Source organism: Dictyoglomus sp. SSW, from assembly GCF_055181335.1.
The window spans coordinates 1,019,973-1,046,963 of sequence record NZ_CM143705.1 but is presented as its reverse complement, the minus strand read 5'-3'; the positions used below and the strand labels follow the sequence as shown (position 1 = coordinate 1,046,963).

The 26,991-nt window shown below is 31.6% G+C and carries 26 protein-coding genes and 3 tRNA genes; 7 read left to right on the top strand and 22 right to left on the bottom strand.

The window, feature by feature from the left end; genetic code table 11:
• Positions 1–8: 8 nt before the first annotated feature.
• From ACY3JM_RS04910 to ACY3JM_RS04890, 5 genes are read right to left on the bottom strand one after another with little or no spacing between them, the layout of a single operon-like run.
• Positions 9–377 carry a DRTGG domain-containing protein gene (locus tag ACY3JM_RS04910; RefSeq protein ID WP_463082307.1) on the bottom strand — a complete coding sequence of 123 codons (369 nt, stop codon included), beginning with the start codon at positions 375–377 and terminating at the stop codon, positions 9–11.
• Positions 374–721: a serine kinase gene (locus ACY3JM_RS04905; protein ID WP_463082308.1), complete on the bottom strand. Its 348-nt coding sequence runs from the start codon at positions 719–721 to the stop codon at positions 374–376. Before ACY3JM_RS04905 ends, ACY3JM_RS04910 begins: the two co-directional genes overlap by 4 nt.
• On the bottom strand, positions 708–2,033 hold the full coding sequence (locus tag ACY3JM_RS04900; RefSeq protein ID WP_463111093.1) for a [Fe-Fe] hydrogenase large subunit C-terminal domain-containing protein: 1,326 nt from the start codon (positions 2,031–2,033) through the stop codon (positions 708–710). The genes ACY3JM_RS04905 and ACY3JM_RS04900 overlap by 14 nt, the downstream gene beginning before the upstream one ends.
• Positions 2,030–2,902, bottom strand: coding sequence for a CBS domain-containing protein (locus ACY3JM_RS04895; RefSeq protein ID WP_463082310.1), 873 nt, complete (start codon positions 2,900–2,902; stop codon positions 2,030–2,032). Before ACY3JM_RS04895 ends, ACY3JM_RS04900 begins: the two co-directional genes overlap by 4 nt.
• The gene (locus tag ACY3JM_RS04890; RefSeq protein ID WP_463082311.1) at positions 2,899–3,258 is read right to left on the bottom strand and encodes a DRTGG domain-containing protein; all 360 of its coding nucleotides are present in this window, start codon (positions 3,256–3,258) and stop codon (positions 2,899–2,901) included. The genes ACY3JM_RS04895 and ACY3JM_RS04890 overlap by 4 nt, the downstream gene beginning before the upstream one ends.
• 238 nt (positions 3,259–3,496) lie before the next feature.
• On the opposite strand from ACY3JM_RS04890, the gene ACY3JM_RS04885 reads away from it, so the two are divergent.
• Positions 3,497–4,423: a patatin-like phospholipase family protein gene (locus ACY3JM_RS04885; protein WP_463082312.1), complete on the top strand. Its 927-nt coding sequence runs from the start codon at positions 3,497–3,499 to the stop codon at positions 4,421–4,423.
• Here ACY3JM_RS04885 and ACY3JM_RS04880 read toward each other — a convergent pair.
• The 5 genes from ACY3JM_RS04880 to ACY3JM_RS04860 are packed head-to-tail and all read right to left on the bottom strand — an operon-like array spanning position 4,420 to position 8,291.
• Positions 4,420–4,926 carry a nitroreductase family protein gene (locus ACY3JM_RS04880; RefSeq protein WP_463082313.1) on the bottom strand — a complete coding sequence of 169 codons (507 nt, stop codon included), beginning with the start codon at positions 4,924–4,926 and terminating at the stop codon, positions 4,420–4,422. The two genes, ACY3JM_RS04885 and ACY3JM_RS04880, sit on opposite strands and share 4 nt — an antisense overlap.
• Positions 4,927–5,853 carry a zinc metalloprotease HtpX gene (gene htpX / locus ACY3JM_RS04875; RefSeq protein WP_463082314.1) on the bottom strand — a complete coding sequence of 309 codons (927 nt, stop codon included), beginning with the start codon at positions 5,851–5,853 and terminating at the stop codon, positions 4,927–4,929.
• A gap of 3 nt (positions 5,854–5,856) precedes the next feature.
• On the bottom strand, positions 5,857–6,408 hold the full coding sequence (locus ACY3JM_RS04870) for a LemA family protein (RefSeq protein WP_463082315.1): 552 nt from the start codon (positions 6,406–6,408) through the stop codon (positions 5,857–5,859).
• 38 nt (positions 6,409–6,446) lie between these two features.
• Positions 6,447–7,688 (bottom strand): adenosylhomocysteinase, encoded by a 1,242-nt coding sequence (locus tag ACY3JM_RS04865; RefSeq protein WP_463082316.1) that lies wholly within the window; start codon positions 7,686–7,688, stop codon positions 6,447–6,449.
• Positions 7,689–7,691: 3 nt separating this feature from the next.
• Entirely contained in the window at positions 7,692–8,291 is a 600-nt protein-coding gene (locus ACY3JM_RS04860) for a hypothetical protein (protein WP_463082317.1), read from the bottom strand.
• A 113-nt stretch (positions 8,292–8,404) separates the two neighbouring features.
• Between ACY3JM_RS04860 and phoU the strand changes: the two genes are divergently transcribed.
• A complete protein-coding gene (gene phoU / locus ACY3JM_RS04855; protein WP_463082318.1) occupies positions 8,405–9,061 on the top strand; it encodes a phosphate signaling complex protein PhoU in 657 nt (218 codons plus the stop codon).
• A gap of 6 nt (positions 9,062–9,067) precedes the next feature.
• Positions 9,068–10,219, top strand: coding sequence for a hypothetical protein (locus tag ACY3JM_RS04850; RefSeq protein WP_463111092.1), 1,152 nt, complete (start codon positions 9,068–9,070; stop codon positions 10,217–10,219).
• On the opposite strand, the gene ACY3JM_RS04845 is transcribed toward ACY3JM_RS04850, so the two are convergent.
• The 3 genes from ACY3JM_RS04845 to ACY3JM_RS04835 form a co-directional block, all read right to left on the bottom strand.
• The gene (locus ACY3JM_RS04845; RefSeq protein WP_463082320.1) at positions 10,211–10,855 is read right to left on the bottom strand and encodes a cytidylate kinase-like family protein; all 645 of its coding nucleotides are present in this window, start codon (positions 10,853–10,855) and stop codon (positions 10,211–10,213) included. The two genes, ACY3JM_RS04850 and ACY3JM_RS04845, sit on opposite strands and share 9 nt — an antisense overlap.
• A 23-nt stretch (positions 10,856–10,878) precedes the next feature.
• On the bottom strand, positions 10,879–11,361 hold the full coding sequence (locus tag ACY3JM_RS04840; protein WP_463082321.1) for an adenosine-specific kinase: 483 nt from the start codon (positions 11,359–11,361) through the stop codon (positions 10,879–10,881).
• Positions 11,362–11,429: 68 nt separating this feature from the next.
• Positions 11,430–14,114: an ATP-dependent Clp protease ATP-binding subunit gene (locus ACY3JM_RS04835; RefSeq protein ID WP_463082322.1), complete on the bottom strand. Its 2,685-nt coding sequence runs from the start codon at positions 14,112–14,114 to the stop codon at positions 11,430–11,432.
• Between the two features lie 165 nt (positions 14,115–14,279).
• Here ACY3JM_RS04835 and ACY3JM_RS04830 point away from each other — a divergent pair, with 165 nt between their 5' ends.
• The 3 genes from ACY3JM_RS04830 (at position 14,280) to ACY3JM_RS04820 (ending at position 15,623) form a co-directional block, all read left to right on the top strand.
• The gene (locus tag ACY3JM_RS04830; protein ID WP_463082323.1) at positions 14,280–15,068 is read left to right on the top strand and encodes an inositol monophosphatase family protein; all 789 of its coding nucleotides are present in this window, start codon (positions 14,280–14,282) and stop codon (positions 15,066–15,068) included.
• Positions 15,065–15,541: a hypothetical protein gene (locus ACY3JM_RS04825; protein ID WP_463082324.1), complete on the top strand. Its 477-nt coding sequence runs from the start codon at positions 15,065–15,067 to the stop codon at positions 15,539–15,541. The genes ACY3JM_RS04830 and ACY3JM_RS04825 overlap by 4 nt, the downstream gene beginning before the upstream one ends.
• 5 nt (positions 15,542–15,546) lie before the next feature.
• Positions 15,547–15,623, top strand: a tRNA-Arg gene (locus tag ACY3JM_RS04820).
• A gap of 7 nt (positions 15,624–15,630) precedes the next feature.
• On the opposite strand, the gene ACY3JM_RS04815 is transcribed toward ACY3JM_RS04820, so the two are convergent.
• The 9 genes from ACY3JM_RS04815 to ACY3JM_RS04775 form a co-directional block, all read right to left on the bottom strand.
• Positions 15,631–17,691, bottom strand: a complete 2,061-nt coding sequence (locus ACY3JM_RS04815) for an alpha-amylase/4-alpha-glucanotransferase domain-containing protein (RefSeq protein ID WP_463111091.1) — start codon at positions 17,689–17,691, stop codon at positions 15,631–15,633.
• A 3-nt stretch (positions 17,692–17,694) separates the two neighbouring features.
• Entirely contained in the window at positions 17,695–19,266 is a 1,572-nt protein-coding gene (locus tag ACY3JM_RS04810) for a 1,4-alpha-glucan branching protein domain-containing protein (RefSeq protein WP_463082326.1), read from the bottom strand.
• A gap of 103 nt (positions 19,267–19,369) precedes the next feature.
• Complete coding sequence (locus ACY3JM_RS04805; protein ID WP_463082327.1) at positions 19,370–20,482, bottom strand: ABC transporter ATP-binding protein; 1,113 nt, start codon at positions 20,480–20,482, stop codon at positions 19,370–19,372.
• 132 nt (positions 20,483–20,614) lie between these two features.
• A tRNA-Arg gene (locus tag ACY3JM_RS04800) sits at positions 20,615–20,691 on the bottom strand.
• Positions 20,692–20,783: 92 nt separating this feature from the next.
• Positions 20,784–20,859: transfer RNA gene (locus tag ACY3JM_RS04795), tRNA-Phe, on the bottom strand.
• Between the two features lie 51 nt (positions 20,860–20,910).
• Complete coding sequence (locus ACY3JM_RS04790; RefSeq protein WP_463082328.1) at positions 20,911–21,342, bottom strand: LysM peptidoglycan-binding domain-containing protein; 432 nt, start codon at positions 21,340–21,342, stop codon at positions 20,911–20,913.
• Complete coding sequence (locus ACY3JM_RS04785) at positions 21,308–23,908, bottom strand: calcium-translocating P-type ATPase, PMCA-type (protein ID WP_463111090.1); 2,601 nt, start codon at positions 23,906–23,908, stop codon at positions 21,308–21,310. The genes ACY3JM_RS04790 and ACY3JM_RS04785 overlap by 35 nt, the downstream gene beginning before the upstream one ends.
• A gap of 28 nt (positions 23,909–23,936) precedes the next feature.
• The gene (locus tag ACY3JM_RS04780) at positions 23,937–24,464 is read right to left on the bottom strand and encodes an HNH endonuclease (protein WP_463082330.1); all 528 of its coding nucleotides are present in this window, start codon (positions 24,462–24,464) and stop codon (positions 23,937–23,939) included.
• Positions 24,465–24,498: 34 nt separating this feature from the next.
• Positions 24,499–25,869 carry a sugar transferase gene (locus ACY3JM_RS04775; protein WP_463111089.1) on the bottom strand — a complete coding sequence of 457 codons (1,371 nt, stop codon included), beginning with the start codon at positions 25,867–25,869 and terminating at the stop codon, positions 24,499–24,501.
• A gap of 65 nt (positions 25,870–25,934) precedes the next feature.
• Here ACY3JM_RS04775 and ACY3JM_RS04770 point away from each other — a divergent pair, with 65 nt between their 5' ends.
• On the top strand, positions 25,935–26,975 hold the full coding sequence (locus ACY3JM_RS04770; protein WP_463082333.1) for a hypothetical protein: 1,041 nt from the start codon (positions 25,935–25,937) through the stop codon (positions 26,973–26,975).
• Positions 26,976–26,991 lie beyond the last annotated feature (16 nt).

The window sequence follows — 26,991 nt, the reverse complement described above, 5'->3', positions numbered from 1 at the left end:
CCTCCTCACTATGAATCATTAATAGAGGTAGGCACAATACCTTTATTATATAGAATTCCACTAACCTCAAAAACTATTTTATCAGTACTTATAAGAATAATTCCTTTTTCTTTAGAAAGTTCAACAACTTCCTTAGGAACTACTTTTCCTCTGCAGACAATTATCATTGGTATATCAAGAATCTCAGCAGTGCGAACAATTTGTGAATTTGTGATCCCCGTAATAAGTACCACATCTTTTTCATTAGAAGTTACCATAGCTAACACATCACTCATAAGATCTGCAGCAAAAGCCTTTTTAATATCTACCTCATCTAACAAATTTTCTCCTGCCAATACCTTCCCATTAATCAACTCTACAATCTCTCTTGCCTTCATTGAAGCCTATCTACTCCTTTTATTCCTAAACTATAAAGTTTACCTACCACATTAAAGGCATTATCTTTAGTAATTAATAAAGCAATTTTTTCTTCTTTTGCCTTTTTAATAGTCTCTTCATCAGGATTTTGACCTGAAACAAAAATTATACTTTTAATTCCAGTAAGTACTGCAACTGCTATAGTATTTACATGAGTCTGAATAGTAACCCATACCGAATCTTCGGGAGCATGAGCCATAACAAAAGAAAGCAAATCACTTACAATTCCACCCCTAATTTCATAATCCTCATCCATATAAATAACATTTAACTCCAAATTTCTAACAATTTCACTCAGTTTCATCTTTTTCTTCCCTCCGTTTTAAGACAACCGAAGAGGATCTTCTGGATAATTCTTCCATCTCTTTTGCCATTTTCCATAACTTTTCCTTAAGAAGAAATATACAATCATAGATTTGAGCATCTCCTCTCACTATATCTTCTGCTAAAGCAGCGCAAGTAGGAGATCCACATGAACCACAATCAAGTCCAGGAAGCATTTCCATTATTTTTCTCATATCCTCCATCTTTCTTAAAGCCCTATTTATATCTTCATCTAATTTCCAAATAGGTCTTGGTAAAATAGGAGAAGTTCTTAATACTTCTGATAGATTTATATCCTCACAAAGAGATTTTTTTATAAAATCTTTATCAAGTTTTTTGTATAAGGCTAAAATTCTTTTCTTGGCAAGATAATAGTTCTCAGGATTTAATACCCCTCCAACACAACCTTCCTCACAAGCCCTAAGCTCCAAAAACTTCACATCCTGAAGTTTATTTCTTTCTAAATCTTCAAGAACTCTGGCTACCTTTTCTATACCTCCCACACTTATTACTTCTTCTTCGTTGAATACCATTCCCTCTCCCCCAAGAGCTCCTGATAAAATTCCCTTTGCATAAAACCCACCATCTATTGCTTCTACCTCTCTATTGTCATCTTTAAGTTCCTTTTTTATTTTTAAGTAAATATTATCAATGCCTATAACAAATTCAAAACCTTCTTCCTTATTTTGTTTTAAATATGTAGCAAAGGCAGGACAAGAAGTAATATAAGCAAGATGAAGTATTCCTCTTTCTTCCTTCTTCCATAACTTTTTTATTATACTCCCCGCTATCTCAACAGGTGTTTTAAAGGGTGATAAGTTAGAAATCAAAGTAGGAAAACGTACTTGTATTAACTCTACAACAGCAGGACAGTAAGTGGATATAAGTGGAAGATTGCGAGAACTATTAATATAGTCCATAAGAGCTTCTTGTAAAAGGAATAAACCACAGGTAGTATCCCAAACTTCTACCGCATTAGTTACCTTTTTAATTGCTCTTTGAATCTCAAAAGGAGAATAATTAGTTGTAAATTGGGAATATATCTCGGGAGATATTACTACAACTAAATTATCTAAATAAGATATACTATCATAGGTGTGAGTAAATCCAAAAGGTGCATGATATGGGCAAACTCTAATGCATTCCCCACAATCGATACATCTATATGGAAGAATGAGGGATTTTCCATTACGAACCCTCATAGCTTCAGTAGGGCAATGCCTTATACAATGAATACACCCCTTACACCTCTGCAAATTAATAGCCACTGAATGAATATATTTCTCACTCATTGTCTTTCCCTCTTTAAATATATTTTCGAGTACACCTTTGTACCCTTTCCCACTTCGGACTCAATCTTTAATTCATCTGATGAATTCTTAATATTTGGAAGTCCCATACCTGCCCCAAATCCCATTTCCCTAATATTATCTGGTGCTGTTGAATAACCTGGTTGCATAGCAAGCTCTATATCAGGAATTCCTGGACCTTCATCCTCAGCAATTATTTCAATATACTCTGGTGTAACTTTTACTCTTAAAACTCCCCTGTAGGCGTGAATAACTATGTTCATCTCAGCCTCATAAGTGACGACCGCAACCCTTCTAAGTATATCTACACTTATTCCAAGTTGTTGCAAAGCTTTTTTTATATTACTGGACGCCATACCAGCAAGAGCAAAATCTCCCCCTAACACAGGAAACTCCAAAGTTAATATATTTTCCTCTTTGGGCTCCTGAGTAATAGTTCCTTCTATATCTTCCACATCTACCAAATTCAAAACTACATCCTTAGTACTTAACATTCCTAAAACCTTTTTTTCATTATCTATTACAGGAAATCTTCCATACCTAAATTGTCGGAATCTAATCAAAGCTTCATACAAAGTATTATCTGGAGACAAACATTTTGGATCTCTTACCATATACTTTCCACACGGTGAGTTTAAATCGCCATTAACAAGTGCCACAATTACATTCTCTACAGTGACTAAACCTACAAGCCTATCTATATCATCTACAATAGGAATTGCATCAATTCTTTTGATTCTCATAATTTCTTGAATTGAACGCATATCTTGGTAAGGTTTTAACCTTACTATATCTGTGTTCATTATATCTTTTACTTTTATTTTTTCTAAATATTCCTTAGGTATCTTCAAATATCAAAATCAACCTTCTTTCCTTGAAACCCAGCTACATATAATTTTCCACATGCCTCATACATAGGGTATTTTGTTGTAAGAAGAGGAATACCAGATTTCTTTGCTACTTCTATTACATCTTGATAGGGTATTTTACCTCTAACAAACACGACTCCAGCCAAATCTAAAATCTCAGCAGTTCTTATAACCTGTAACGTAACAAGACCTGTAAGGAGAAGCGAATTTGCCTCTAAGAGACAAAGAGCATCACTCATTAAATCTGTTGCACCTACATACAAAACCTCATTTTCAAGTTTCTCTTCTAAACATAGAACTTCAGCTTTTAATATTTCTTTTACCTTCTTAAGATTCATTTCTCTCTCCTCAAAATATTTTCAGGTTTAATTTAAACACATTTTTAATATCATTGTCAACAAAGATAAAATATGATATAATCTTAAATTTTTTTTAATCATACCTATAGGGGTAAACTAATTTGTTAAAATTTTCTCAATTCATTTAGGTTTTTAAAGATAATAATTATTGATATACAGTAGTAAGGTATATAAAACTAGTGATATATATTCAGTTGCAATGTTATATAATATAAACATGAAAAAGAAGAAGATAGGACTTGCATTAGGTAGCGGAGGAGCAAAAGGTCTTTCCCACATTGGAGTATTAAAAGTACTGGAGAGGGAAGGAATAGAAGTCTCTTATATAAGTGGGAGTAGTGCAGGAGCTTTAATAGGTGGATTATATGCAAAAGGATATTCTGCAAAAGATTTAGAGAAACTAGCCTTAGAAATAGGAAAAAATAAAGAAGAATTTTATAAACTTTTTGATTTTTCAAAATCTCTCCAAGGAATTATAAAAGGTGAAAAAATATTAGAGTATTTAGATAATATATTAGAAGGCACATTATTTTCGAACCTAAAAATACCATTTATATCTTTAGCAGTAGATCTTATTACTGGAGAAAAAGTAATTATAAATGAGGGAAAAGTATCAGAAGCTATTAGAGCAAGTATATCCATTCCTGTGATATTTCAACCTTATCCTTGGAAAGATAAACTCCTAATAGATGGGGGTGTACTTTCCCCTGTTCCAGTTAAAGAATTGAGAGAGATATATAAACCAGATATCATCATAGGAGTTAGTTTGCATAAGAGAACAAATTGGAAACCTAAAAAAGAAATTCAGATAGATATCCCCTATCAACCCAGCAATATAACAGAAAAAATCACATATAAAATGTCTCAGATAAAGCTCCTTAAGGAATTTCAACAGAGGTTAAATCCATTATTAAACCCATCCTTATTTGAGGTCCTTATGCAGACCATAGATATTATGAATTATGAATTAGAAAATCAGAATCTCAAAAATGCAGATTTAGTTATCATCCCTGAGGTACAAAATTTTGGAACTTTTGATTTTGATAAAGCTTCCGATATTATAGTCTTAGGTGAAAAAGCCATGGAAGAAAAGCTTGATTCCTTAATAAAGCTTATAAAAAAGAAAAAATTTATATTCTTCTAATAAACCTGTATTATTTCATCTAACGGGAGTCTTGGTTTTTTTGGGGGATCTTCAGCTGGATACCCTAAGGTCATAAGTTGTATTACCTCTGCTTCCTTAGGAAGATTTAATACTTCTTTAACTTTATCTTGATAAAAAGATCCTATCCAACAAGTTCCAAGTCCTTCTTCTACTGCTTGAAGATGTATATGAGTTAAAGCTATAGCAACATCTATATAATGAGCAGGTATTCCACACCTCATTACATAATCCTTATCTAAAACATAAGCCACTATAATTATGGAAGCCTTTAACATAAAAGGCTGATGAGGAGAAGCTTCTTTAACCAATCTTTCCTTCAAATTTTTATCTCTCACAATAATAAATCTCCATTCCTGCCTATTTCTTGCTGAAGGAGCATGTCTTGCCGCCTCCATTATTCTTAGAAGTTTTTCCTCCTCTATATCCTTATCTAAATAATCTCTTATACTTCTTCTCTTATTTATAGCCTCAAAAACATCCATTTATTTCACCCCCATAAGTTTCCATCTTTCTCCCATCATCCTCAATCTTTTTATTCTTTCTTCTATAGGCGGATGAGTACTAAAAAGATTATTTATATTATATTTTTTGAGGGGATCAGCAATATATAAAGGAGCAGTGATATTATTCGCTCTCCTTACAGGATTTGGATCCTTAGCTATCTTTTCCAGTGCAGAGGCAAGACCTTCAGGATATCTTGTAAGCATAGCTGCAGTAGCATCTGCCATATACTCTCTCTGTCTTGACAAGGCAAATCTTAAAATTGTTGCTACTAAGGGAGCCACTAAGGCAACAATCAAAGATATAATACCTAAAAAGTCTTGGTCTTTAGTTTTTCTTTTTCCTGAAAAGAAAGATCCATAATAAAATGATCTTTTTAAACTATCTCCAAGAATTACAATTAAACCTACCAATACAACCGCTATAGTTTGAAGTCTTACATCATAATTTTTTATATGTGATATCTCATGAGCAACTACTCCCTCAAGCTCCAATCTATTCATCTTCTCTAAAAGGCCAGTAGTTACAGCAATTGCACTATTTTTTGGGTCTTTTCCTGCAGCGAAAGCATTGGGTGATGGATCATTTATTACATAAATTTTAGGTGTAGGAATACCTGCAGCTATGCTCAAACCTTCCACAATATTTATAAGATAAGGATATTCATCCTTTTTTGGCTCATATGCATCACTTATAGATAGAATTAATTTATCACTATTTTTATACGCATAGTAGTTTACTGTTAAAGTAATTAACAAAGCTATGAATATAGCTATTTCTCCTAAATTGAAAAAATAGATTATAGAATAACATACAAAGAAAAGAAGAATAGATATAAGAAATAATATTAACCATGTTTTTCTCTTATTTTGTTCTATAGCTTCATAAAAAGTATAAGTATTCTTCATAAATTAAAAGCTAACTTTAACAGCTTTTCTTTCCTCTGGATTTTCCACTTCAAAATATTCTTTAGGCTTAAATCCAAAAATATTTGCGATTACAGAATTTGGAAAAACCTGCAAAGATTGATTATAAATCATAACAATGTCATTATAAAATTGTCTTGCATAAGCAATTTTTTCTTCAATTCCACTCAATTCTTCCTGCAACATAAGAAAATTTTGATTTGCCTTTAAATCTGGATAATTCTCAACTATGGCAAAAAGGGTTTTTAAAGTAGAAGTAAGTCCTTGATCTGCTTGAGCTATTTCTCCTGGGGTCTTCGCACTCATCATTTGCGCTCTATAAAGAGCAATTTTATCAAATATTTCTTTTTCATGAGATGCATAACCTTTAACCACTTCTACTAAGTTTGGAATTAGGTCATATCTTCTCTTTAGTTGTACATCAATTTGAGCCCATGCATTCTCCACCCTATTTCTCAAAACTACTAATCGGTTATATATGACTATAACAAACAGAGCCAAAAATATTAATATACCTAAGATGATTAAACCTAACATTTTAAAAACCTCCCCTAAAAAAAATTTAAAAATCAAAACTAATTCCAACTTTGAAGATAGCGAATCTGCTCTTCTGTAAGAGTATCAATTTCTATATTTAGGCTTTTGAGCTTTAATTCTGCAACTTCTTCCTCTATTTCTCGAGGAACTTGAAGCACTCTCTTAGGTAAATTTCTTCCATGCTCAAGCAACCATTTCATCACCAAAAACTGAACTCCAAAAGAAAGATCCATTATTTCGACAGGGTGACCATCACCCCCTGCTAAATTCAAAAGCCTTCCTTCTGCTATAACATAAAGCCTCTTATTATTAGGAAGGACATATTCATGTATATTTTCTCTTACCTCTTTTTTATTAATTGCTAATTCTTCTAAAGATTTCATATCTATCTCCACATTAAAATGTCCTGCATTAGCCAATATGGCTCCATCTTTCATATTCAAAAAGTGCTCCTTAGTTATCACCTTACAATTCCCCGTTGCTGTTATAAACACATCTCCTAACTTTACAGCCTTTGAAATTGGCATAACTTCAAAACCTTCCATATATGCTTCTAATGCCTTAATAGGATCAACTTCAGTTATAATAACTCTTCCTTTTAATCCTTGGATTTTATGAGCTATACCCTTTCCAACCCATCCATATCCTGATATTACGAAAATTTTTCCTGCAACTAACAAATTGGTGTTTCTCATAAAGGAAGACAAAGCAGATTCACCAGTACCAAACCTATTATCAAATAAAAATTTTGTCCTTGCATCATTTACTGCTACTATTGGAAAAAATAATCCCTTTTCTTTTTCAAGGGCCTTTGCTCTTATAACACCTGTCGTAGTTTCTTCTCCCACACCTAATATTTTACTTTTTAAACGTGAAAATTCCTTATACAAAAGGGTTGTAAGATCAAAGCCATCATCAATTAAAAGATCAGGTTCTTTATTTAACACTTCCCTCAGATTATTTATATAATCTTCTTCTGTTTCTCCTCTCCAAGCAAAAACTTCTACTCCTTCTTTTACCAGATAAGCTACCACATCATCTTGAGTAGATAAAGGATTACTTCCAGCACATACTACCTTTGCTCCACAATTTTTAAAAGAAAGAGCAAGTCGTGCAGTTTTTGCCTCTAAATGAATACACATCCCGATAGTAGTATTTTTAAAAATTTGAGTAGAAGAATAGTTTTTTTCAAGAAGATTTACTACAGGCATAAACTGTTTTGCCCAATAAACCTTTCTTTCTCCATTTTTCCATTGATTAATATCCCTAATTTTGCTCATAATTTATCTCTTTTTCGTGTTTTGCATAGCCATAAATTCTACCTCACTTTTCAATATTTGCAAAAAGAGATTGTTTCCCACATTTTTATTCTCTTTCATATACTTTTCTATTCTTTCTCTCTCAAATGATATCACCTTCAAAAAATCATCAACGGTAAATATGGGAAGACCAAATTCATTTTCTCTCTTCTCTAATTTCGCTAATTCCTCTTGTAAAATACTCTTTAGCTTTGTCCCGCGGGAAGATTTAGGGTAAAGATTAGGAAGATATAAATTTTTTTTACGGGTTTGATATTCCTTCTCAAGTAAACTCAAAACCTCTAAAAACTCTTCATCAGTAAAAGAAGGAAATTCTAATAAAAATTTATACACCAACTCTTCTAAGAATAAAAATAAATCCCATTGGAGTCTTGTAAAATCAGCAGGTTTTTCTTCAACCCTCTCTATAGTGTGTATTTGAGCTTCCTTTAAATAGATACAATCTTGAGTACAATTTATCTCCTTTATACGCTTTGTGCCACAGCACTCAGTACATATAAAGGCGCTAAGAGCTGGACATTTTCTTTTACCTTTTCTTTTCCCACATATAACACATACACTCATGAGATAAATTATACCATGAAGATTTTAAAATAACATTAATTGAATCCCATCAACTATGAATATATAATTACTCTATCAAAAACCAATAAATTTTTTAAAAGAGGAAATTCAATTTGGAAAAGACTACCATAACAAAAGAAATAGAAATCTTAAGAGAAAAACTTATACGTATGGGGAGCATTGTAGAGAAAATGCTCCATCAAACTATTGATTCAATAAGAAGAAGAGATCTAAAATTAGCCCAAGAAGTAATTGAAAAAGATAAATTGGTAGATGACTATAACTGGGACATAGAAAATCAATGTATTAGTATACTATCTAATTACCAACCTGTGTCAAAAGATTTAAGAATTATAACCTCTACAATGAAAATTGTAAAAGATTTAGAAAGAATTGGTGATTACTCTGTTGATATTGCTAAATATGTTTCAAGTCTCCTTGAATATTCCTTTGAATTACCTATTTCCGATATTATATCCTTAGCCTCTTTCGTTGAGCAGATGACAAGAGAGACAATAAGAACATATTCTAAGCCAGATTTAAACAAACTAGAAAGATTATCAACATACTACAACCTTGTAAATCAAAAGTATCAGGAAACATCAGATGAATTGTTAGGTGAAATTTATAAAAATCCTATACTTACCCAACAAATTATCCAATTAATAATGATCTCTCGTTATTTAGAACGTATTGCTGATCATGTAACAAATATAATAGAGCTTATATTCTATATAGAGACTGGAGAAAGAAAAGAATTACATGGATGAAAAATAATGGAATACGTATTAGATGAAAACTCCTTATCTATAGAGGACCTTGTAGATATTGTTAAGAAGAGATATATAATAACTCTTTCTGAAACTCTTTCTCAAAAAGTTAATCAATCTAATAATCTTCTAAATATATATATTAGACATTTTGACTCAATATTTAAAGATGAGAAATTTAATAAAATCTTCTCTAGTTCTTATTTAAATAAGGAGGAAAAAAGATCTATTATTATCACATTAATATACACTGCATCCAATGGAAATTCAGGCATAAGCTATAAAACCATAAAAGAGATTATAACTAAAATTGGTAGATTAGAAGATATAGACATTCCAGAAACTTCTTTAAGTCCAATAAATATGCCTCCATATGGCTATATTTTATCCCACTTAGATACCTCAGATGTGGAAAGAAGAATAATTCTAAAAAGTAAGGGTTATTATATAGCTATCTTAGCTCTTTTATATTATAGATTAGAGATTATTAGAAAAATTCTATCGGTAATCTTTGTCCTATATTATAGAACAGTGAAATTTCAAAACCCTTATATTGATCCCTATATTTTAGCTTCAAATCCTCATTTATCCTTGATTAAATTAGGAGAGAATATAAATATCCTAACAAAAAAGGAAAATGATAGATCTTTATTGGATTTAAATTCTATTGAAATTTCTTTTCACAAACTCTGTCATCTTTATGATTTGTCCTACAAACTAAAAGAGATATTAAATATCGAATTAAACTCTTCCCAATTCCCTATAATTTTTAATATAGACAAAGAAAATTATGTTTTAAATCCTTTAAACACAACGGAAAAATATTTATTAACTATTTACTTGGAAAATATTACTAAAAATATTGTTGAGATTTTGTCTACCCTTTTTCCATCCTCCAAATATAAATTATTCACAATAAAAAACTCTAAAAATTATGAGAGCAGTATACTATATTTTAAAGAAACCATTCGTATAACAGAAGAGATTTTAAGTAAAATACTATTAGAACTTTTAAAAATAAATAATTTACAAACTGAACTAAAAAATCTTTTAATAAATTTCCTGAAAGAATTTAAAATAAAAACTCAAGAAGAACTAACATTATCCCTTGAAAATCTAATCTCCTTTTTAGAGAATCAAATAGAAGAACTATACTAATTTAATTGTTTCTTTTATAACTCTAACAATCTTATCAATTTCCCACATACCCATATTGATTACCATATGATATAATTCTGGGTCATTCCAATCTACATTATAAAACCTATATAGATATTCTTGAGCAGCCCTATCCTTTTCAGAGATGTATTTTAAGGCTTCCTCCTTTGAAAAACCCTTTTTCTTCATTATATTCTCAATTCTAAATTCTAAAGGAGCTATTACTCTTAGATGTAAAGTGTGGGGAATATTCCTAAGAAGAATTTGTCCACCTCTTCCCACAATTACCACATTATCCCAATCCACCAACTTTTTAATTACTGCTTGTGTAAAGGCCAAAGAATTTTCTTCATCAAAAGTTTTTGTGGTAATAACGGTTCTACCTGTTTCATCTTTTTCTTTAACGGTTATCTTACCTAAGGGGGTCTTTCTGTTAAAAAGCTGTTCAAAAAAGCTTTTTATTTTATAATTATCTTCATTGTAATCTATAACTTCAGCCTCGCTTAATCCAGAAGCAACAGCTATCTCTGTCATTAGGAGCTTATCAAAATACCTATATCTAAGTTCCTGTGATAACTTTTCTGCTAACTCATCTCCCATACTTCCTATCTGTCTTGATATGGTAATAATAGCCACAAAAACACCTCCCCCTAAAATGCTTAAAGTTTATATCCTATTTTTCTAAGAAATTCCTTTCTATGTTTCATATCTTCCTCTCCTTCAATTCCCTTTGGTTTCACACCATCAATTACTCCTAAAACCCCTCTACCTATTCCGTCATCTGCAACTATTACTCTAAGAGAGTTAGCTGTAGCAGCAAAAATATTTACAACTTCTGGCACATGTTTTATAGCATTTAAAACATTTATAGGATAAAAATTCTTTATAAATATTATAAAAGTATGGCCAGCAGCTATTTTTTGCATATTCTTTATGGCTAATTCCTCCATTTCTTGATCAGTACCTATATGCCTTATAAGGGCAGGACCCGAAGCCTCACAAAAAGCAATACCAAACTTTGCAAAAGGTACACTATTTACAATTGCCTCATATAAATCCTCTACAGTCTTTATAAAATGCGTCTGACCAAGTATCAAGTTAACATCTTCAGGTTTCTCAATCTCCACAATTTGAATCTCCATATTTTCAACCCCTCCTATTCTAATTCTTTAAAAAAAAGGGGAGGAATTTTCCTCCCCTTTTATTAACTTCATTTTGCTTTAACTTCTTCGGTTATCTTTTCAAACTCTACTTGATTCTTTTCTTGATCATACTTAACCCTTATCTTATCTCCTTCTTGGATTGTACCATCTAACATGGCTTTAGCAAGCTTAGTTTCAATTTCATTCCTTATCTTTCTCTTAAGTTCTCTTGCTCCAAATTCTGGACTATATCCTATTTCAGCTAAAAATTCTATTACTGAATCGTCAAACATAAGATCTACATTCTGAGCTTTTGCTGTTCTTCTTACTCTTTCCAGTTGTAATTTCACAATATCCTTTATCTGCTCTTTAGTAAGAGCATGGAATACAATTATCTCGTCAATTCTATTGAGAAATTCAGGCCTAAAGTATTTCTTTAATATTTCCATAAGCTTTTCTTTCAATTGTTCATATGAAAGCTTATCCTTTCCGGTAGCACTTAAATTAGCCTGAATAATATCAGAACCAATATTACTTGTCATAATTACTATGGTATTTGTGAAATCTACAACCCTACCTTTTCCATCTGTAAGTCTACCAGCATCGAATACTTGTAAGAGAATGTTATGCACGTCTGGATGAGCCTTTTCTATTTCATCCAAAAGTATCACGCTATAAGGTCTACGACGAACTCTTTCTGTTAATTGGCCACCCTCTTCATATCCTACATATCCTGGTGGTGCACCAATTAGTCTTGATACAGTATGTCTCTCCATATACTCACTCATGTCAATCCTTATAATAGCATCTTCATCACCAAACACCGCCCATGCTAATGCTTTTGCTAATTCAGTCTTTCCTACTCCTGTAGGACCAAGGAACAAGAATGAAGCTATAGGCCTATTCTTTTCTCTTAATCCTGCCCTTGCCAATCTTATAGCATCACTTACAGCTTTTATAGCTTCGTCTTGACCAACTACTCTTTCATGTAATTTTTCTTCAAGTCTTAATAATCTTTCTTTTTCGTCTACAGTAAGTTCTGTTACTGGAATACCAGTTAATGAGGAGACTATCTCTGCTACATGTTTGGCTCTAACTTCTGGTACCTCAGAAGCTCTTTCTTTCTGCCAAGCTTCAGTTTTTTCTTGAAGCTCTTTTTCAAGTTTTTGAATTTGTTCCTCTAATTCTTTAGCTCTATCATATTGTTTTCTTGATGTAGCATATTCCTGCTCTCTCTTTAGAGATTGTATCTTAGACTCTAATTCCTGAATTTCAGCCGGTCTTGAAGTAAGCATAATTCTTACTCTTGCAGCTGCTTGATCTATAAGATCAATAGCTTTATCTGGTAAGTACCTGTTAGTTATATATTTATCCGATAGCTCAGCTGCTGCAATTATTGCTTCATCTGTTATCTTTACCTTATGATGGGCCTCAAATCTATCTCTAAGCCCTCTTAAAATCATAATTGTTTGTTCTACAGTTGGCTCAGCTATAAAGATAGGCTGGAATCTTCTTTCCAAAGCAGCATCCTTCTCTATATATTTTTGATATTCATTTAAAGTGGTTGCGCCAATTAAATGCAATTCACCTCTTGCAAGAGCAGGTTTAAAGGCATTAGCTATATCTAAGTTACCTTCTCCAGCAGCTCCTGCACCAACTATAGTATGAATTTCATCTATAAAGATAATTAAGTTGTCTTGATTAGCAATTATTTCATCAAGAATCTGCTTTACTCTTTCCTCTAATTCTCCTCTATACTTAGTACCAGCAACTATTGAGTTGATATTTAATTCTACTAATCTCTTATCTCTTAATACTTCTGGTACTTCGCCCTTAACAATTCTTTGTGCCAATCCTTCCACTATTGCTGTCTTTCCAACTCCAGGCTCTCCTATTAAAACAGGATTGTTTTTCTTTCTTCTTGCAAGTACTTCAATAACTGTCTCTATTTCTTTAGCTCTACCAATTACTGGATCAAGTTTTCCTTGTCTTGCTAGCTCTGTAAGATCACGAGAATATTTATCTAAGGTAGGAGTATTAGTTCTTCTTCTTGTTTTTGCCTCCTCTTTACCTCTACCAACAACTTTAATTGTAGCTTGTCTTAAAGCCTGAGGAGATAATCCATATTTTCTTAAAACAGTAGAGGCAAATCCCTCCTCTTCTTCGGCAAGTCCAATTAATAGATGCTCAGGACCTATATAATTATGTTCTAAATCCCTTGCAGCCATAAACGCTCTCTCTAAGGCACTCTTAAGCCTTGGAGAGATATCTACTTCTACTTCTTCTCCTTCAGGCTTGAAGCTACCCTTAGGAGCATTATTTTCTATATATATCTTTATGTCCTGAGGAGAAAGTTTAAATTGTTTTAGTATTTCACCTACCACATCGTTATCAAGAAGAACATATAGCAAATGTTCTGTTCCTACTTGATTTTTCCCAAAATCTACAGCCTTTTTAGCTGCCTCCTGTAGCAAATTCTTTGAAACCTCACTCAAATAGTCTCCTATATCAATAGCCTCTCTTTCTCTTTCAGGGTATCTTCCAAAAGGAGAGCCAAATTCATCTCCAAAAAAGTCTCTAAAAAGATCTCCAAAGAATAACGATTCTAAAGGAGAATAACTTCTTTCTTGTCTCCTTATTTTGCTATAACACTCTTCACAAATATCTAAGACACGCCTTTGACCATTTTTGATAGTATACACCCTTACAGTAGCAGGGTTTTGACTACAAATATCACATAATTTTCTACCCATACATTTCACCTCCTTTTTATTATATCAAATTTCACAAATTAATGTTCTATATATTAAAACTGTATATATATTACATCTACATATTGTTTTTGTCAACATATTTGAAAGAATAATTTAAAAATTTTATAATCAAAAGAAATGCTAACATCTGGAGGGAAAAGTATAATGTTAAGATTTTTGGAATCTGCAATAAATATAGCCAAAAAGTCTGGAGATTTCATAGTTTCTCATTTAGAAGATGAGAAAATTATAGAATTAAAAGGAATTTCTAATCTGGTTACTTCCATAGATAAAGAATCTGAGAAATTAATTATAAAATGTTTAGAAGAAAATTTTCCAGATCATTCCATATTAAGTGAAGAAAGGGGATTTTTGCAAAAAAAATCTGATTATACATGGATCATAGATCCATTGGATGGCACCACAAATTATGCCCATAGATTTCCTTTCTTTGGAGTAAGCATTGCTCTTAAATATAATGAAGAAATAATATTGGGAGTTATATATGATCCCATAAGAAAAGAATTATTTTTCGCCTTAAAAAATGAAGGGGCTTATTTGAATGATAAAAAAGTAGCAGTATCAAAAACTAAGAATATTGCAGATGCACTAATAAGTACAGGCATGCCATATGAACTAACCCTAGATGAAAAAAATTTCTTACCTTTTATTAATTTATCTTCAAGAACACATGGAATAAGAAGAGCAGGATCTGCAGCATTAGAGATTGCTTATGTGGCCTGCGGAAGATTAGATGGCTTTTGGGCAAGAAAACTAAAACCATGGGACATTGCAGCAGGAATAATTTTAGTAAAGGAGGCAGGAGGAAAAGTGACTGATTTTAACGGTAATGATATACAATTAGATGATGATACTTTTTTAGCATCTAATGGACTTATTCATGATAATATGCTAGAGATCATAAAATTGGAAAGGATAGTGATTAAGAAATGAAGATTTTTCCATTTATACATTTTATTAATTCTCTTCTTCATATTTTTTCTCTTTCTTATCTTATTGGATCACCTACTTTTTTAGTTATTTTAGCATTAAAAGAAAAGTTCAATAGAGAGGAATTTTTAAAAGTTATTAACAAATATATTTATTTTTCTTCCTTTTTCTATCTTCTTTTCTTTATTACTAATCTAAACTTCTTACTTATTGATAATACCTTTTCTTACTTTTTCAAGAAAAATCCATATGTTAAAATTCTAATAGAAGTCTATGTACCATTTGTAATTGGAACTATACTTATGAGTTTGCATCTTTATAGTAAGACATCTAAACTTTTAAAAGTCAAACTTCCAATACTTATACAAAAAGAATGGAGAAAGATTCAAATAGATCTTGTTGTTATAGTAGAGTTTTTCTTGGTTATAATAATTATTGAGGCATTAATTTTCTACTTAATTTATATAATACCTTAAAAGGTGCGCCCGTAGCTCAAAGGGATAGAGCATCGGTCTCCGAAGCCGGTGGTTGGAGGTTCAAATCCTCTCGGGCGCACCAATAATTATCAATAAACAATAAATTTCACACGAGTTTCCCAACCTTGATTTGGTCCTAAATTTATATGATAAAAATGTACAAAATCACTTCCTTGATATACTCTTTCAAACCCCTCTTCTGATAAAGATACAGTCTCAATAGGATATCTATAAACTTTTGTTTCCATATCAAGATAACAGTCTAAATTTATTCCAATACCAGAACTTATACCCCATCTATTTATACTCTCAACTCCCATAGAATTAAGAGGAGCCTTCTCATTTTTTGTAGAAAAATAATAAAAATCAGGATGATTAGGTGCCAAGAAATTTAAATTTATCTCCCATGAGAAATTCAAACTAATATTTTCATCTTTCAAATTTATAATTCGATAATATACTTCAATTTCATTCCTATCCTTAGGAATTAGAAAAATCTTGTATAATTCAAAATCTGAAAATCCCTTTTTAAAGGAACAAAGGAATCTATTATTTTCTTCCTTTATATCATAGTCAAATTTCTCATAGAAAGTATCGATTATTAAATTTTCGTTATCTTTTAGTAATAAATCTATAGCTGGTTCTTTCTCATAAAATTTTTCAATAAAAGATACCCTTCTGTGTCTATCATAAAATAATACTTGATCTAATCCTTTCTCTTTAGCTGTCCATCTTTCATGAATACTTTTTCCTAATACATATTCTTCTATTTTATGAAGCTTCTCATGATAAGCTTCTCTTCTACGGGTAAGAACATTAGTAAGATTAAAAGACTTATTTTTAAAATCCCATTCTATTAATGATCCTCCATAAGAGGGTGAAAAATAAAGATTAAAAACAGAAGATTCAATGATAATCTCATCTTTACCGTCACAATCAAAGTCAAAAATATTATACTTGAAATCCCCATCAACAAAATTTTCTGCTTTAATTAAATGTTCATAAATAGCAGATCTTAAATGTGGAAGATAAAGTCCACCAAAAATTCCATGCCAATACGCATCATTCGCTTGCCCTTGCCAAAGTTCCTCTAAGGCTTTATTTTTTAACTCATCATTATTCGATAAATCAATTTTTTTCCTCACATACAACATCTTCTTTTGCATATGATTTGATTCGTCATATTTGCTGAGAAAATTTCTCCAAAAACCCCCTTTAATAAATGGTGCATATATTTCCCATGTACCTTCATTCTTAAGTTTTTCTGCTAATCTCTCTAAATTTAATTGTGCATCTGGAAACAGAACCCATTCCATCATTTCTCTGTAGGAGGCTGTAGGTAAGTAAATTCTCCCTTTAGGGGGATATTTTTTCATGTACTCATATAAATTAACAGGTGTTATTAATAAAAAATTTTCCTCCAATTTCTCGAAAAACCTTTCAAGCCATTTTTCTTCATATACTAAATTATATGTATCAGGCCAAAGCCCAAATTTTTCTCCATCATCAAAAAGAAGAGCTATTCTATCTCCCTCTACTGTTGCATACTTATCCAAATATTCTACTGTCTCTTGAGGATCTGCAAAAGGAATTAGATATCTCAATTTCATACTAATTGGAAAAACAGCTAATTTATACCCTTCTTCTTCCATTAAGTAATAACCAAAAAGGTCATCTTCATTTAATCCAACTGATAGAAAATGAGCATCATCTACAATCACATACTCAATACCAGCCTCTGCTATAAATTTAACAAGATGAGGTTCCCAAACTCTTTCTGCAAGCCACATTCCTTTTGGCCTTTGCCCAAATTTATTATAGATATAATCATTTAGTTTTTTTATCTGCAAAATTTTATCTTTATCAGGTATTATAGGTAATATAGGTTCATAAAAACCACCGCTTAATATCTCAACTTGTTCCCTTTCTGATAAAGCCTTAAGAATCTGAAAATACTCTGGATGATTATTCTCCAACCAAAGCAATAAATATCCTGAAAAGTGGACATTGAAAGGAAATTTTGGATAGTTATAAAAAAATTCAATAAGAGGCTTATAACACATTTGATATGCTCTTTCAATTACAAAGTCAAAGTTTCCTACAGGTTGATGATTATGCAGTCCTAAAGAAAAATATATCTTTTTTTGCATCCTCTACCTCCTTTCAAAGATTCTATAATTTAAGGACAAGAATAAAGAGTCTTTATCTTCTAATTTTTTCAATGTCCTATAATCTTCAATAGATAATTTATCCTCATTTAAAAAATTAGATAGATCCTTAAAATTGTTATAGTGTTCATAAAATCTATTAAAACCATATTCTTTGGCTTGTCCTGTGGTAATTAAAAATGGCCAATCACTACTTTCAAGGAGTAATTTTTCTCTTCCCATTTGATTTAGTACCTTTTCCTTCCATAATGGAACTTTCTGTTCTTTTACACTTGAAACAATCTCTTCCATAAATTCCTCTATTTCATAAATTTTTTCCCATAATTTATAAGTTTCCTCATTAAGCCACACTTCATGTTTTCCACCTCTTCCCCATGATGATTCAGGAAGATCAATTCTTTCTTCTGGCTCAAATTTTTCTAATGCTAAGCTTGCGTTTATACTTTTAACCCTTTTACTTTCATTTAGAAGCTCAAACACTCTCTCAATAAACATGAGTCCCTCAAACCACCAATGTCCAAATAGTTCAGTATCATACATTGCAGTCACAATTCCCTCTTCTTTTATCTCATTTTCTAAAATACTTACGAAATGTTCAGCATGTTCATAAACTCTACCTTTGGCTAACAATGGATCATAAACATCTTTTTCCCCTAATCCCTTGGTTTTATCTGTTATTCTCCAGTACTGAATACCTGAAGTATCTGCTTTTTTGTGAAATTCTCTATAAACTCCATCTCCAGGATATCCCCATTCTGCAGACCAAACTTGCATACTCGTCTTACTATCTCTTCCAAAAACAACCACATTACTATCGGATACTAAATATGGTTTATAAATACTTCTTTCAGTATTTTTAATCTCTACTTCTTTCTTTTTAAAATAAGGATAATCCGAAGGTTCTCCACCAAGGATTGTATGGGTATCAACAAAGAAATACTTAATATCAAAATTCTCTAAAAATTTTTCAATCCCAGGCTTATAGGCACATTCAGGAAGCCAAATACCCTTAGGAGGTCTGTTAAACTTTCTCAAATATGTCTCTTTACCAATATAAAGCTGAGCGTATATAGATGAATTCTTTTTTAAAAGAGGCAAATATGCATGAGTTGCAGATGAGGTTATTATATCAAGATATCCTTCCCTCTGAAGATTACCCCAATATCCAAGAATATTATATGATATTTTATTCTTAAAAAAATCTAAAATCTCTTCAAAATACTCAATATAAAATTTTGCAACTTCTGATTCTTCCTTATTCTCCCTCTCAAATAAAACATAATCTTTTTGGGCCATTTCTAACTTATTGTTTATATATTTCTCAGTTTCATAAATCATATAAGAATCCATCATCATCTCAGATAGAACTGGAGTAACACCTATGGTTAAATGCCATTCAATACCCTTATCAATTAATCTATCAAAACATATGGAAAGGGGTATATAGGTTTCCAACATAGCCTCAAAGAACCATTCCTCTCCAAAAGGCCATCTTCCAGCCTTTTTAACATAGGGAAGATGGGAATGAAGCACCAAATTAAAATATCTCTCTACCATATTAATCCTCCTTATTAACACATGTTAATAATTATATATAAAGGAAGGGGGAATTTGGTTCCCCCTTCCTTAACATCCCTAATACCCCTTTCCTTAATAATCCTTAAATTATAGCCATCTGAGTAACAGGATCAAAAAGATGCATCTTTCTTAGATCAAACATCACTTTTACATTTTCACCCATCCTTGCCCTTGTTTCTGCACTAACTCTTGCTACCACACTTACAGGTCCATTTAATAAATATAAATATACTTCAGTTCCCATAGGTTCTAAAACTTCTACTTTTAGATCTGCTACAGCTTCTGGTATTAGATCTTCTGTTTTCATAAGAGCCACCTCATATATATGCTCTGGCCTTACTCCCAAAATAACCTTTTTGCCCAGATAGTTTTTGGCATGTTCTGCCACAAAAGATTGCATATCAGAAGGAATTCCTAATTTGAAACTTCCAAGATTAAGAACTTTAGCATCTTCAGAAAGAGTTGCATCAATGAAATTCATTGGGGGACTACCTATGAAACCAGCTACAAATACATTATTGGGTTTTTCGTAGACTGTTAAAGGATCATCTACTTGTTGAACCACTCCATCTTTCATAACTACAATTCTATCGCCCATTGTCATTGCCTCTGTTTGATCATGAGTCACATATATTGTAGTGACCCCAAGAGTTCTTTGAAGTTTCTTAAGCTCAGCCCTCATTTGTACTCTTAACTTTGCATCTAAGTTAGATAAAGGCTCGTCCATAAGGAAAACCTTAGGTTCACGAACAATTGCACGACCTAAAGCAACACGCTGTCTTTGACCACCGGAAAGTTCTTTGGGTTTTCTCTTTAGCAGATTCTCAATACCTAACATCTCAGCAGCTGCTTTAACTCTTCTGTCAATTTCACTCTTTGGATATTTTCTAAGTTTTAGACCAAAAGCCATATTATCATAAACAGTCATGTGAGGATAAAGAGCATAGTTCTGAAATACCATTGCTATATCTCTATCTTTGGGGGGTACATCATTAACTATTCTTCCATCAATATAGATGTTTCCAGATGTTATCTCCTCTAATCCAGCAATCATTCTTAATGTAGTTGTTTTACCACAACCAGATGGTCCAACAAGAACAATAAACTCTTTATCCTTGATATCAAGAGATACATTATTAACAGCTATAACATCACCAAATTTTTTTGTTACATTTTCCAATTTTACCTCTGCCATCGCTTCTACCTCCTTAGAGTTCTTAATGATTCATGTTTTAAAGAGCACAAAGAATACTGTGTTTTAATTATATGTACCACCTCCAAGTATTATATATTGAAGCGTAGGGTAGGTAACGCGGGTATTCAAAAGTGGTGCGCCCGAAGGGATTCGAACCCCCGACACGCGGTTTAGGAAACCGCTGCTCTGTCCTACTGAGCTACGGGCGCTTAGGAGTTCGAAAGGTAAAAAAGAATTAAAAAATCTATAAAAAAGATAAAAACCCTTTCTTATCAAATTCCTCTTTATTCTCCCCATTATATGGTGCGGACGGAGGGAATCGAACCCCCGACGCAGGGATTTTCAGTCCCTCGCTCTACCGACTGAGCTACGTCCGCACTCTTGGATAAATTATATCAAATAAACTTATTAAAGACAAGGGTTTATATCTATTTGTTATTTATTGGAATAATTAATTTTTGTCCTACCACTAAATAATTAGGATCTTTTAATTTATTTATTTTGGCCAACTCTTGCCAACTTATTCCATATTTTTGAGCAATTCCAATAATAGTATCTCCTACCTTAACTTCATATATAATCTGGGATGGATTTTGTATTTCTGGTTGTGAAGATTCTTTTTCTTTAGTGCTTGATTGAGAGGATGTAGAAGTTACGGTCTTCTGAGCTGTCATTGTATAGGTTTGAGTATTTGTTACATTTGTTAACGTGTATGTTGGAGTATATACAGAACTTACTGTATTACTCTTTATAGATGTATAAATTGGTCTTTTTTCAAGAGAAAATAGTTGACTCGTTAAAAAGAGAATTAATAAAAAACTTATACTATAAATTAACAGCTCTCTTAAAAATTTTTTCATATATTTTTTCTCCTATTAATTTATAAATTGGTAACAAGCTCAATAAAATAACAAAAACAAGATCTTTTAGATCTAAAATCTCTATATTAAAAAATCTTATTCCCCAAGGTGTATATAGTACTAAAAGCTGGATAATAATTGAAAATGTTATAGCTAAACTTAAATATTTATTTGAGAATAACTCTCCAAAAATCTTTTCTCTTCTCCTTAATGAAAGGCTCAAGGCTTGGAAAATCTGTGAAAAAACAAGACCAGAAAAAGCCATAGTCCTTGCAAAATTTAAGCTTTTAGCTAACCCAATATTAAATAATATTAATGAAGAGATCCCTATAAAAATTCCATCAATAACTATCTTTCTCCATAATTCTTTATTAATAATACCTTCTTCTATTCTTCTTGGCTTTCTCATCATAATATCTTTTTCATAAGGTTCTATTCCTAAAGCTAAGGCTGGAAATCCATCAGTTATCAGATTAATCCAAAGAAGCTCTAAAGGTGTCAAGGGTAAAGGTAAACCTAAAAATATACTCGTACTTACCACAAAAATCTCACTTAGATTACACGAAAGTAAATAATATGTCACTTTTTTTATGTTATCAAATATTCTTCTTCCTTCTTTAACAGCCTTTACAATTGTAGCAAAACTATCATCAAGAAGGACAAGGTCTGATGCTCCTCTAGCCACATCGGTTCCTCTCAACCCCATACTCACCCCAATATCTGCCATTTTTAATGCAGGGGCATCGTTTACACCATCCCCTGTCATTGCAACTATTTCTCCTCTTTCCTTTAACTCCTTTACGATATCCATCTTATGTTCTGGTAAGACTCTTGAAAAAATAACTACATTGTCCCAAGATATATTATTTAAACCAAGTCTATTTATATCTTCCCCTGTATAATATAAACTATTTTCCACATCCATTCCAAGATCTTCTGCTATCTTTTTGGCTGTTAAAAGATAATCGCCTGTTACAATTATAGGACGAATGCCTGCCTTTTTACATTCTTCAATAGCCTCCTTTACCCCCTCTCGAAGAGGATCCATAAATCCCAAAAGACCTAAAAAAACAAGATCCTTTTCCCAATTATCTTTGTCTATTAAATCTTTAAAGGTTCTCTTTGCTACAGCTAAAACCCTTAAACCTTGTTTGGCCAACTCATCCTGAGCCTCTAAAAATTCCTTTTTCTTTTCTTCTGTTAATTCTATTTCTTCACCATTTAGATAATAAAACTTACTTTTTCTTAAAATTTCCTCACCAGCTCCTTTTACTGCAAGAAAATATAAATCATCTAATTTATAAAGAACACTTACTCTTTTCCTTTGAGAATTAAATGGAATTTCATCTACTTTTTCGCAATAATTTAATGGATAAAGCTTCGAATAATGATTATATATTGCCACATCTAATGGGTCACCTATAAGACTACCATCATCTTTTTTCTTTACATCGCTTGCTAAAACAGCAGTAAAAAGCAACTCCTTTATATAATCTTTTTCCTTTACAAAATCTTCTTTTTTAATTATTTTTCCATCTGGTAAAATTACAGAGACAAGATCCATCTTGTTTTCTGTTAAAGTACCTGTCTTATCAGTACAAATAATAGATGTGGCTCCTAAAGCTTCAACAGCAGAAAGTCTCCTCACAATAGCTTTGTTTCTTGCCATCTCTTGTACACCTAATGCAAGAAGAATAGTAATAACTGTAGGAAGACCTTCAGGAATAGCTGCAACTGCTAAACTTACAGACGTAAAAAACATTTCAAAGGCATTTCTTCTTTGAATAACTCCTATAATAAAAACTAAAAATATGATGGCAAGAATTACATAAGTTAACTGTTTTCCAAGTTTCTCTAATTCTTTCTGAAGAGGAGTTTTTTCTTCTTCTATCTCAGATAGCATACGAGCAATATTTCCAAGTGCTGTATTTAAACCTGTTCCTATTACAACACCCTTTCCTTTACCAGAAACTACAGTGGTTCCCTTAAAGCCCATATTAAGTTGATCCCCTAAAGCCATGTCATTATCCGCTATAAAATCTGCATTCTTTGTCACTGCCACCGATTCACCGGTTAAAATAGACTCATCAACTTGAAGATTTGAAGTTTCAATCCATCTAACATCTGCAGGTATTTTCTCTCCTTCTTCTACAAGAACTATATCACCTGTTACTAAGTCCTCTATGTTAATTTCTTTAATCTTACCATCCCTTATAACTTTTACTTTAGGAGTTATATAAGATTTTAAAGAAGCAAGAGTCTGTTCAGCTTTAAACTCTTGAAAAGCACCTAAAAAAGCATTTATAAGCACAATAATCAAAATAGCTATCGCATCCTTTGTCTCTCCTAAAACAAAAGAAATAAAGGTAGCAATAAGAAGTACAATAGTAAGAAATTCCTTAAACTGTCTTAATAAGATACTTATAAAACTCTCAGGTGGTTTTTCAGGAATAGTATTTTTACCATACTTCTCTAACCTTTTTCTTGCTTCTTCCTCAGACAGTCCCGCATTAAGATTCACCTCTAATTTCTTTAATACTTCCTCCTTAGACATTTTATACCACATGAGCATTCCTCCATATATAATTCAAATGTTAAATATCTACATTAAAAAAATATTTTTTCCATCCTTCGTTTTTTTCTTCCTCTAAATATTTAGCTAATCTAAAATAATAAACATGTTTAGGAGCTTTAGGCTCCTTCAAAAGTCTCATATTAGCCTCTTCAAGAGTCCTATCTCCCTTCTTATGATTACATTCCTTACATGCAGTTACCAAATTTTCCCAAACAGATTTTCCACCAAGCCTTTTAGGTACTACATGATCTATTGTTAACTCTCCTCCTTTTTTACCACAATATTGACATGTATAATTATCTCTCAAAAATATCCCTTTTCTTGAAAGCTTGAGTTCTAATCTTGGTCTTTTTACATAGTAAAGTAGCCTAATCACAGATGGTATCTCAAGTTCTAAAGTTGCACTTCTTACGACGCCACCATTTGTTTCAAGAGTCTCTGCCTTCTCTTGTAAAATAAGACTAATTGCCCTCTTAACTCTACATACGTCCAAGGGTTCATAATTACTATTTAATACCAATACCATTTCATTCAAAAGTTCTTCCATGAAAAGTCACCATTTAGATTATATCATAACTTGTTTAGTAAGCACCCTTTCCCAAAAAAACAGCAGGAATAGTTTTAAGAATTATCTTTATATCTAAAAGAAGACTCCAATTTTGTATGTAATAAAGATCCAATGCTATTCTTCTTGCATAACCCAAATTGCTTCTACCACTAACCTGCCAAAGACCTGTTAAACCAGGCTTTACTCTAAGGACTTCATCTTTATATTCACCATACTTTTCCAGCTCCTTAAAGGTTACAGGCCTTGGGCCCACAATACTCATTTCTCCTTTCAAAATATTAAAAATCTGTGGAATCTCATCTAAACTAAACTTTCTCAAAAATTTACCTATACGTGTTATCCTTGGATCTTTTTTAAGCTTAAATTCTTTTTCAAATTCCTTCTTTAGCTCTGGATATTTATCTAAAATCTTATCTGCCTCCTTATACATTGTCCTAAATTTCCACAAATAGAATGGCTTACCATATCTACCTACTCTCAGATGCTTATAAAAGATAGGACCCTCTGAATCCAACTTTATAAGAATAGCAATTATTATAAAAAGTGGAGAAAATACAATTAGCCCTATAGTTCCTAATACTATATCTATAATCTCTTTTATATAACCTTGAAATCCTTCTAAATTAGAAATTTCAAGCTCCATAATTGGGATACCACTAATTTCATCAAAAGATATCCTCTTGCTAAAAAAGAGATAACTTTCCGGCACCATTTTTATATAAACTCCTTTTTTTCTTTTCAAAGATACAAGTCTCAAGATCTCCCCATTATTTAGCCTTTTAGCCACTAATATCTCATTAATACCTTTTTGAGAAACTAATTCCTCAATATTACCTATATCCTCAATCACATCTATAACATTATAATTTAAATAAGGATTTTGCTCCCAAAAAGATTTAATTACTTCTGATATTTCATTTCTCCCTACTATAATTACTTTATTAGAAATTTTGCCTATAGTAGACATCTTTAAAAGAAAAAGAATTATCCTTGTAAAAAAGGTTAATATTATTGCCACTCCCCAAGTTAATATAAAAACTAACCTCGAATAAAAAAAATCACGATAAAAGAAAGACAAAGAAGAAACCAAAAAGGTACCTATAGTAATAGCACTAAATACTTGTTGAAAAGATAAAAAATTCTTAGATCTATAGACCTTATATATAATTAAAAGTAAAACCCAAGCAACAAATAAAATTAAGTTAAGGGTAAAATAATATGGAAAAAATTGAGGAATTTCGTTTCTTTCTACATAAAAATATGGAATCTTACTTAACAGGTTAAAACGAACAAAATAAGCCAAAGGTAAAGAAAAACTTAATGTTATTAAATCTAATATTACAAGTATAAGTAAAAATAAAGCTTCTCTTCTTTCTTTCTCCATACTTGATAAATCTCCCTTTTTGGATTATAAAAAGATTTATAGAAAATGTCAAAAGGGAGGGAATTATGAGAAAGATTATAATAATATCTCTATCCTTTATCATCTTGTTTTCCTTAACTTATGCGTATGAATGGGGTAAAATGGAAATTTCAACAGAGGTAAATTCTTCATATGGCCAAGACTTTAATATCTCTTTTGAAAGATGGTGGAGTGACAATTTGGGTTTAGGGTCCTCTATTTTATACAACACTCTAAATAAGGAAATAAACTATCATCTTTTTATCCAATCCCCACATTTAAAGATAGTATCAGGTCTTTTTTATCCATCTTTGAACCTTTTTACAAATAATTTAAGATTGAATGGCTATCAATTAAGTTTATATTTAGGAAATAATGAGATTTTTTATCTATCTGGAAAAGGAAGTAAAACATTTGAGGATCTACCTTCATTAACCCATTTAGAACCAAATATACCCTTAAAAATTTTAGGATGGAGTACCACGTTTTCCAATAATAATTATCTTACCCTTTTTATTTTATCTCTAAATAAAAATAATACCGAAAATTATATGGCAGACATCTTATTTGTAAGAAAAATTCATCTTCCTCTTGGATTTCTATTACTAGCTCAGGAGACAAATTTATACCTTAAAGATTCAAATTTAAATTTTAGTGTTTTATTTAATGGAGAAATAAATATTGGAAGTTTAGGAATAAGAGGATTCATAGGATATTTAAATGGAAACACTCTTTCTTTGTCTTCCTTAGATGAAGGGGATTTAGGTTTTAAACTTTCATTAGCTTTACCATTAAGCAGTAAAATATTTCCAGAATATAGCATAGGCTATTTTTACAATACAAAAGACAATGAACACAAAATAGATCTGGGAATAAAAGCCCAATGGAATGTTACTAATAATTTAAATGTTGAAGGCTTAGTAAGATATCTTATCAATTTATCAGGAAAGAATTATATCTTTACTAAATTAGCCCTCAATTTTCCTGCCTTGGAAGGAGCTATGTGGAATAGCCTCTATATAAAACATGAATTGAAAGAAGATTCTGAAAATACAAGTCTTGGAATGAAAATTTCCTATCAGTTTTAAAAAGGGGGTAATTAAA

Coding starts and splice junctions, on each gene's coding strand:
- ACY3JM_RS04890 (WP_463082311.1), bottom strand. CDS start 3,258: ATGAATCTTAAGAAGGTAAAAGAAATATTAAAAGCTGAAGTTCTATGT.
- ACY3JM_RS04860 (WP_463082317.1), bottom strand. CDS start 8,291: ATGAGTGTATGTGTTATATGTGGGAAAAGAAAAGGTAAAAGAAAATGT.
- ACY3JM_RS04805 (WP_463082327.1), bottom strand. CDS start 20,482: ATGGCAGAGGTAAAATTGGAAAATGTAACAAAAAAATTTGGTGATGTT.
- ACY3JM_RS04870 (WP_463082315.1), bottom strand. CDS start 6,408: ATGTTAGGTTTAATCATCTTAGGTATATTAATATTTTTGGCTCTGTTT.
- ACY3JM_RS04885 (WP_463082312.1), top strand. CDS start 3,497: ATGAAAAAGAAGAAGATAGGACTTGCATTAGGTAGCGGAGGAGCAAAA.
- ACY3JM_RS04785 (WP_463111090.1), bottom strand. CDS start 23,908: ATGTGGTATAAAATGTCTAAGGAGGAAGTATTAAAGAAATTAGAGGTG.
- ACY3JM_RS04815 (WP_463111091.1), bottom strand. CDS start 17,691: ATGCAAAAAAAGATATATTTTTCTTTAGGACTGCATAATCATCAACCT.
- ACY3JM_RS04835 (WP_463082322.1), bottom strand. CDS start 14,114: ATGGGTAGAAAATTATGTGATATTTGTAGTCAAAACCCTGCTACTGTA.
- ACY3JM_RS04850 (WP_463111092.1), top strand. CDS start 9,068: ATGGAATACGTATTAGATGAAAACTCCTTATCTATAGAGGACCTTGTA.
- ACY3JM_RS04780 (WP_463082330.1), bottom strand. CDS start 24,464: ATGGAAGAACTTTTGAATGAAATGGTATTGGTATTAAATAGTAATTAT.
- ACY3JM_RS04830 (WP_463082323.1), top strand. CDS start 14,280: ATGTTAAGATTTTTGGAATCTGCAATAAATATAGCCAAAAAGTCTGGA.
- ACY3JM_RS04900 (WP_463111093.1), bottom strand. CDS start 2,033: ATGAGTGAGAAATATATTCATTCAGTGGCTATTAATTTGCAGAGGTGT.
- ACY3JM_RS04825 (WP_463082324.1), top strand. CDS start 15,065: ATGAAGATTTTTCCATTTATACATTTTATTAATTCTCTTCTTCATATT.
- ACY3JM_RS04865 (WP_463082316.1), bottom strand. CDS start 7,688: ATGAGCAAAATTAGGGATATTAATCAATGGAAAAATGGAGAAAGAAAG.
- ACY3JM_RS04775 (WP_463111089.1), bottom strand. CDS start 25,869: ATGGAGAAAGAAAGAAGAGAAGCTTTATTTTTACTTATACTTGTAATA.
- htpX (WP_463082314.1), bottom strand. CDS start 5,853: ATGAAGAATACTTATACTTTTTATGAAGCTATAGAACAAAATAAGAGA.
- ACY3JM_RS04790 (WP_463082328.1), bottom strand. CDS start 21,342: ATGAAAAAATTTTTAAGAGAGCTGTTAATTTATAGTATAAGTTTTTTA.
- ACY3JM_RS04910 (WP_463082307.1), bottom strand. CDS start 377: ATGAAGGCAAGAGAGATTGTAGAGTTGATTAATGGGAAGGTATTGGCA.
- ACY3JM_RS04880 (WP_463082313.1), bottom strand. CDS start 4,926: ATGGATGTTTTTGAGGCTATAAATAAGAGAAGAAGTATAAGAGATTAT.
- ACY3JM_RS04905 (WP_463082308.1), bottom strand. CDS start 721: ATGAAACTGAGTGAAATTGTTAGAAATTTGGAGTTAAATGTTATTTAT.
- ACY3JM_RS04810 (WP_463082326.1), bottom strand. CDS start 19,266: ATGGTAGAGAGATATTTTAATTTGGTGCTTCATTCCCATCTTCCCTAT.
- ACY3JM_RS04840 (WP_463082321.1), bottom strand. CDS start 11,361: ATGGAGATTCAAATTGTGGAGATTGAGAAACCTGAAGATGTTAACTTG.
- ACY3JM_RS04770 (WP_463082333.1), top strand. CDS start 25,935: ATGAGAAAGATTATAATAATATCTCTATCCTTTATCATCTTGTTTTCC.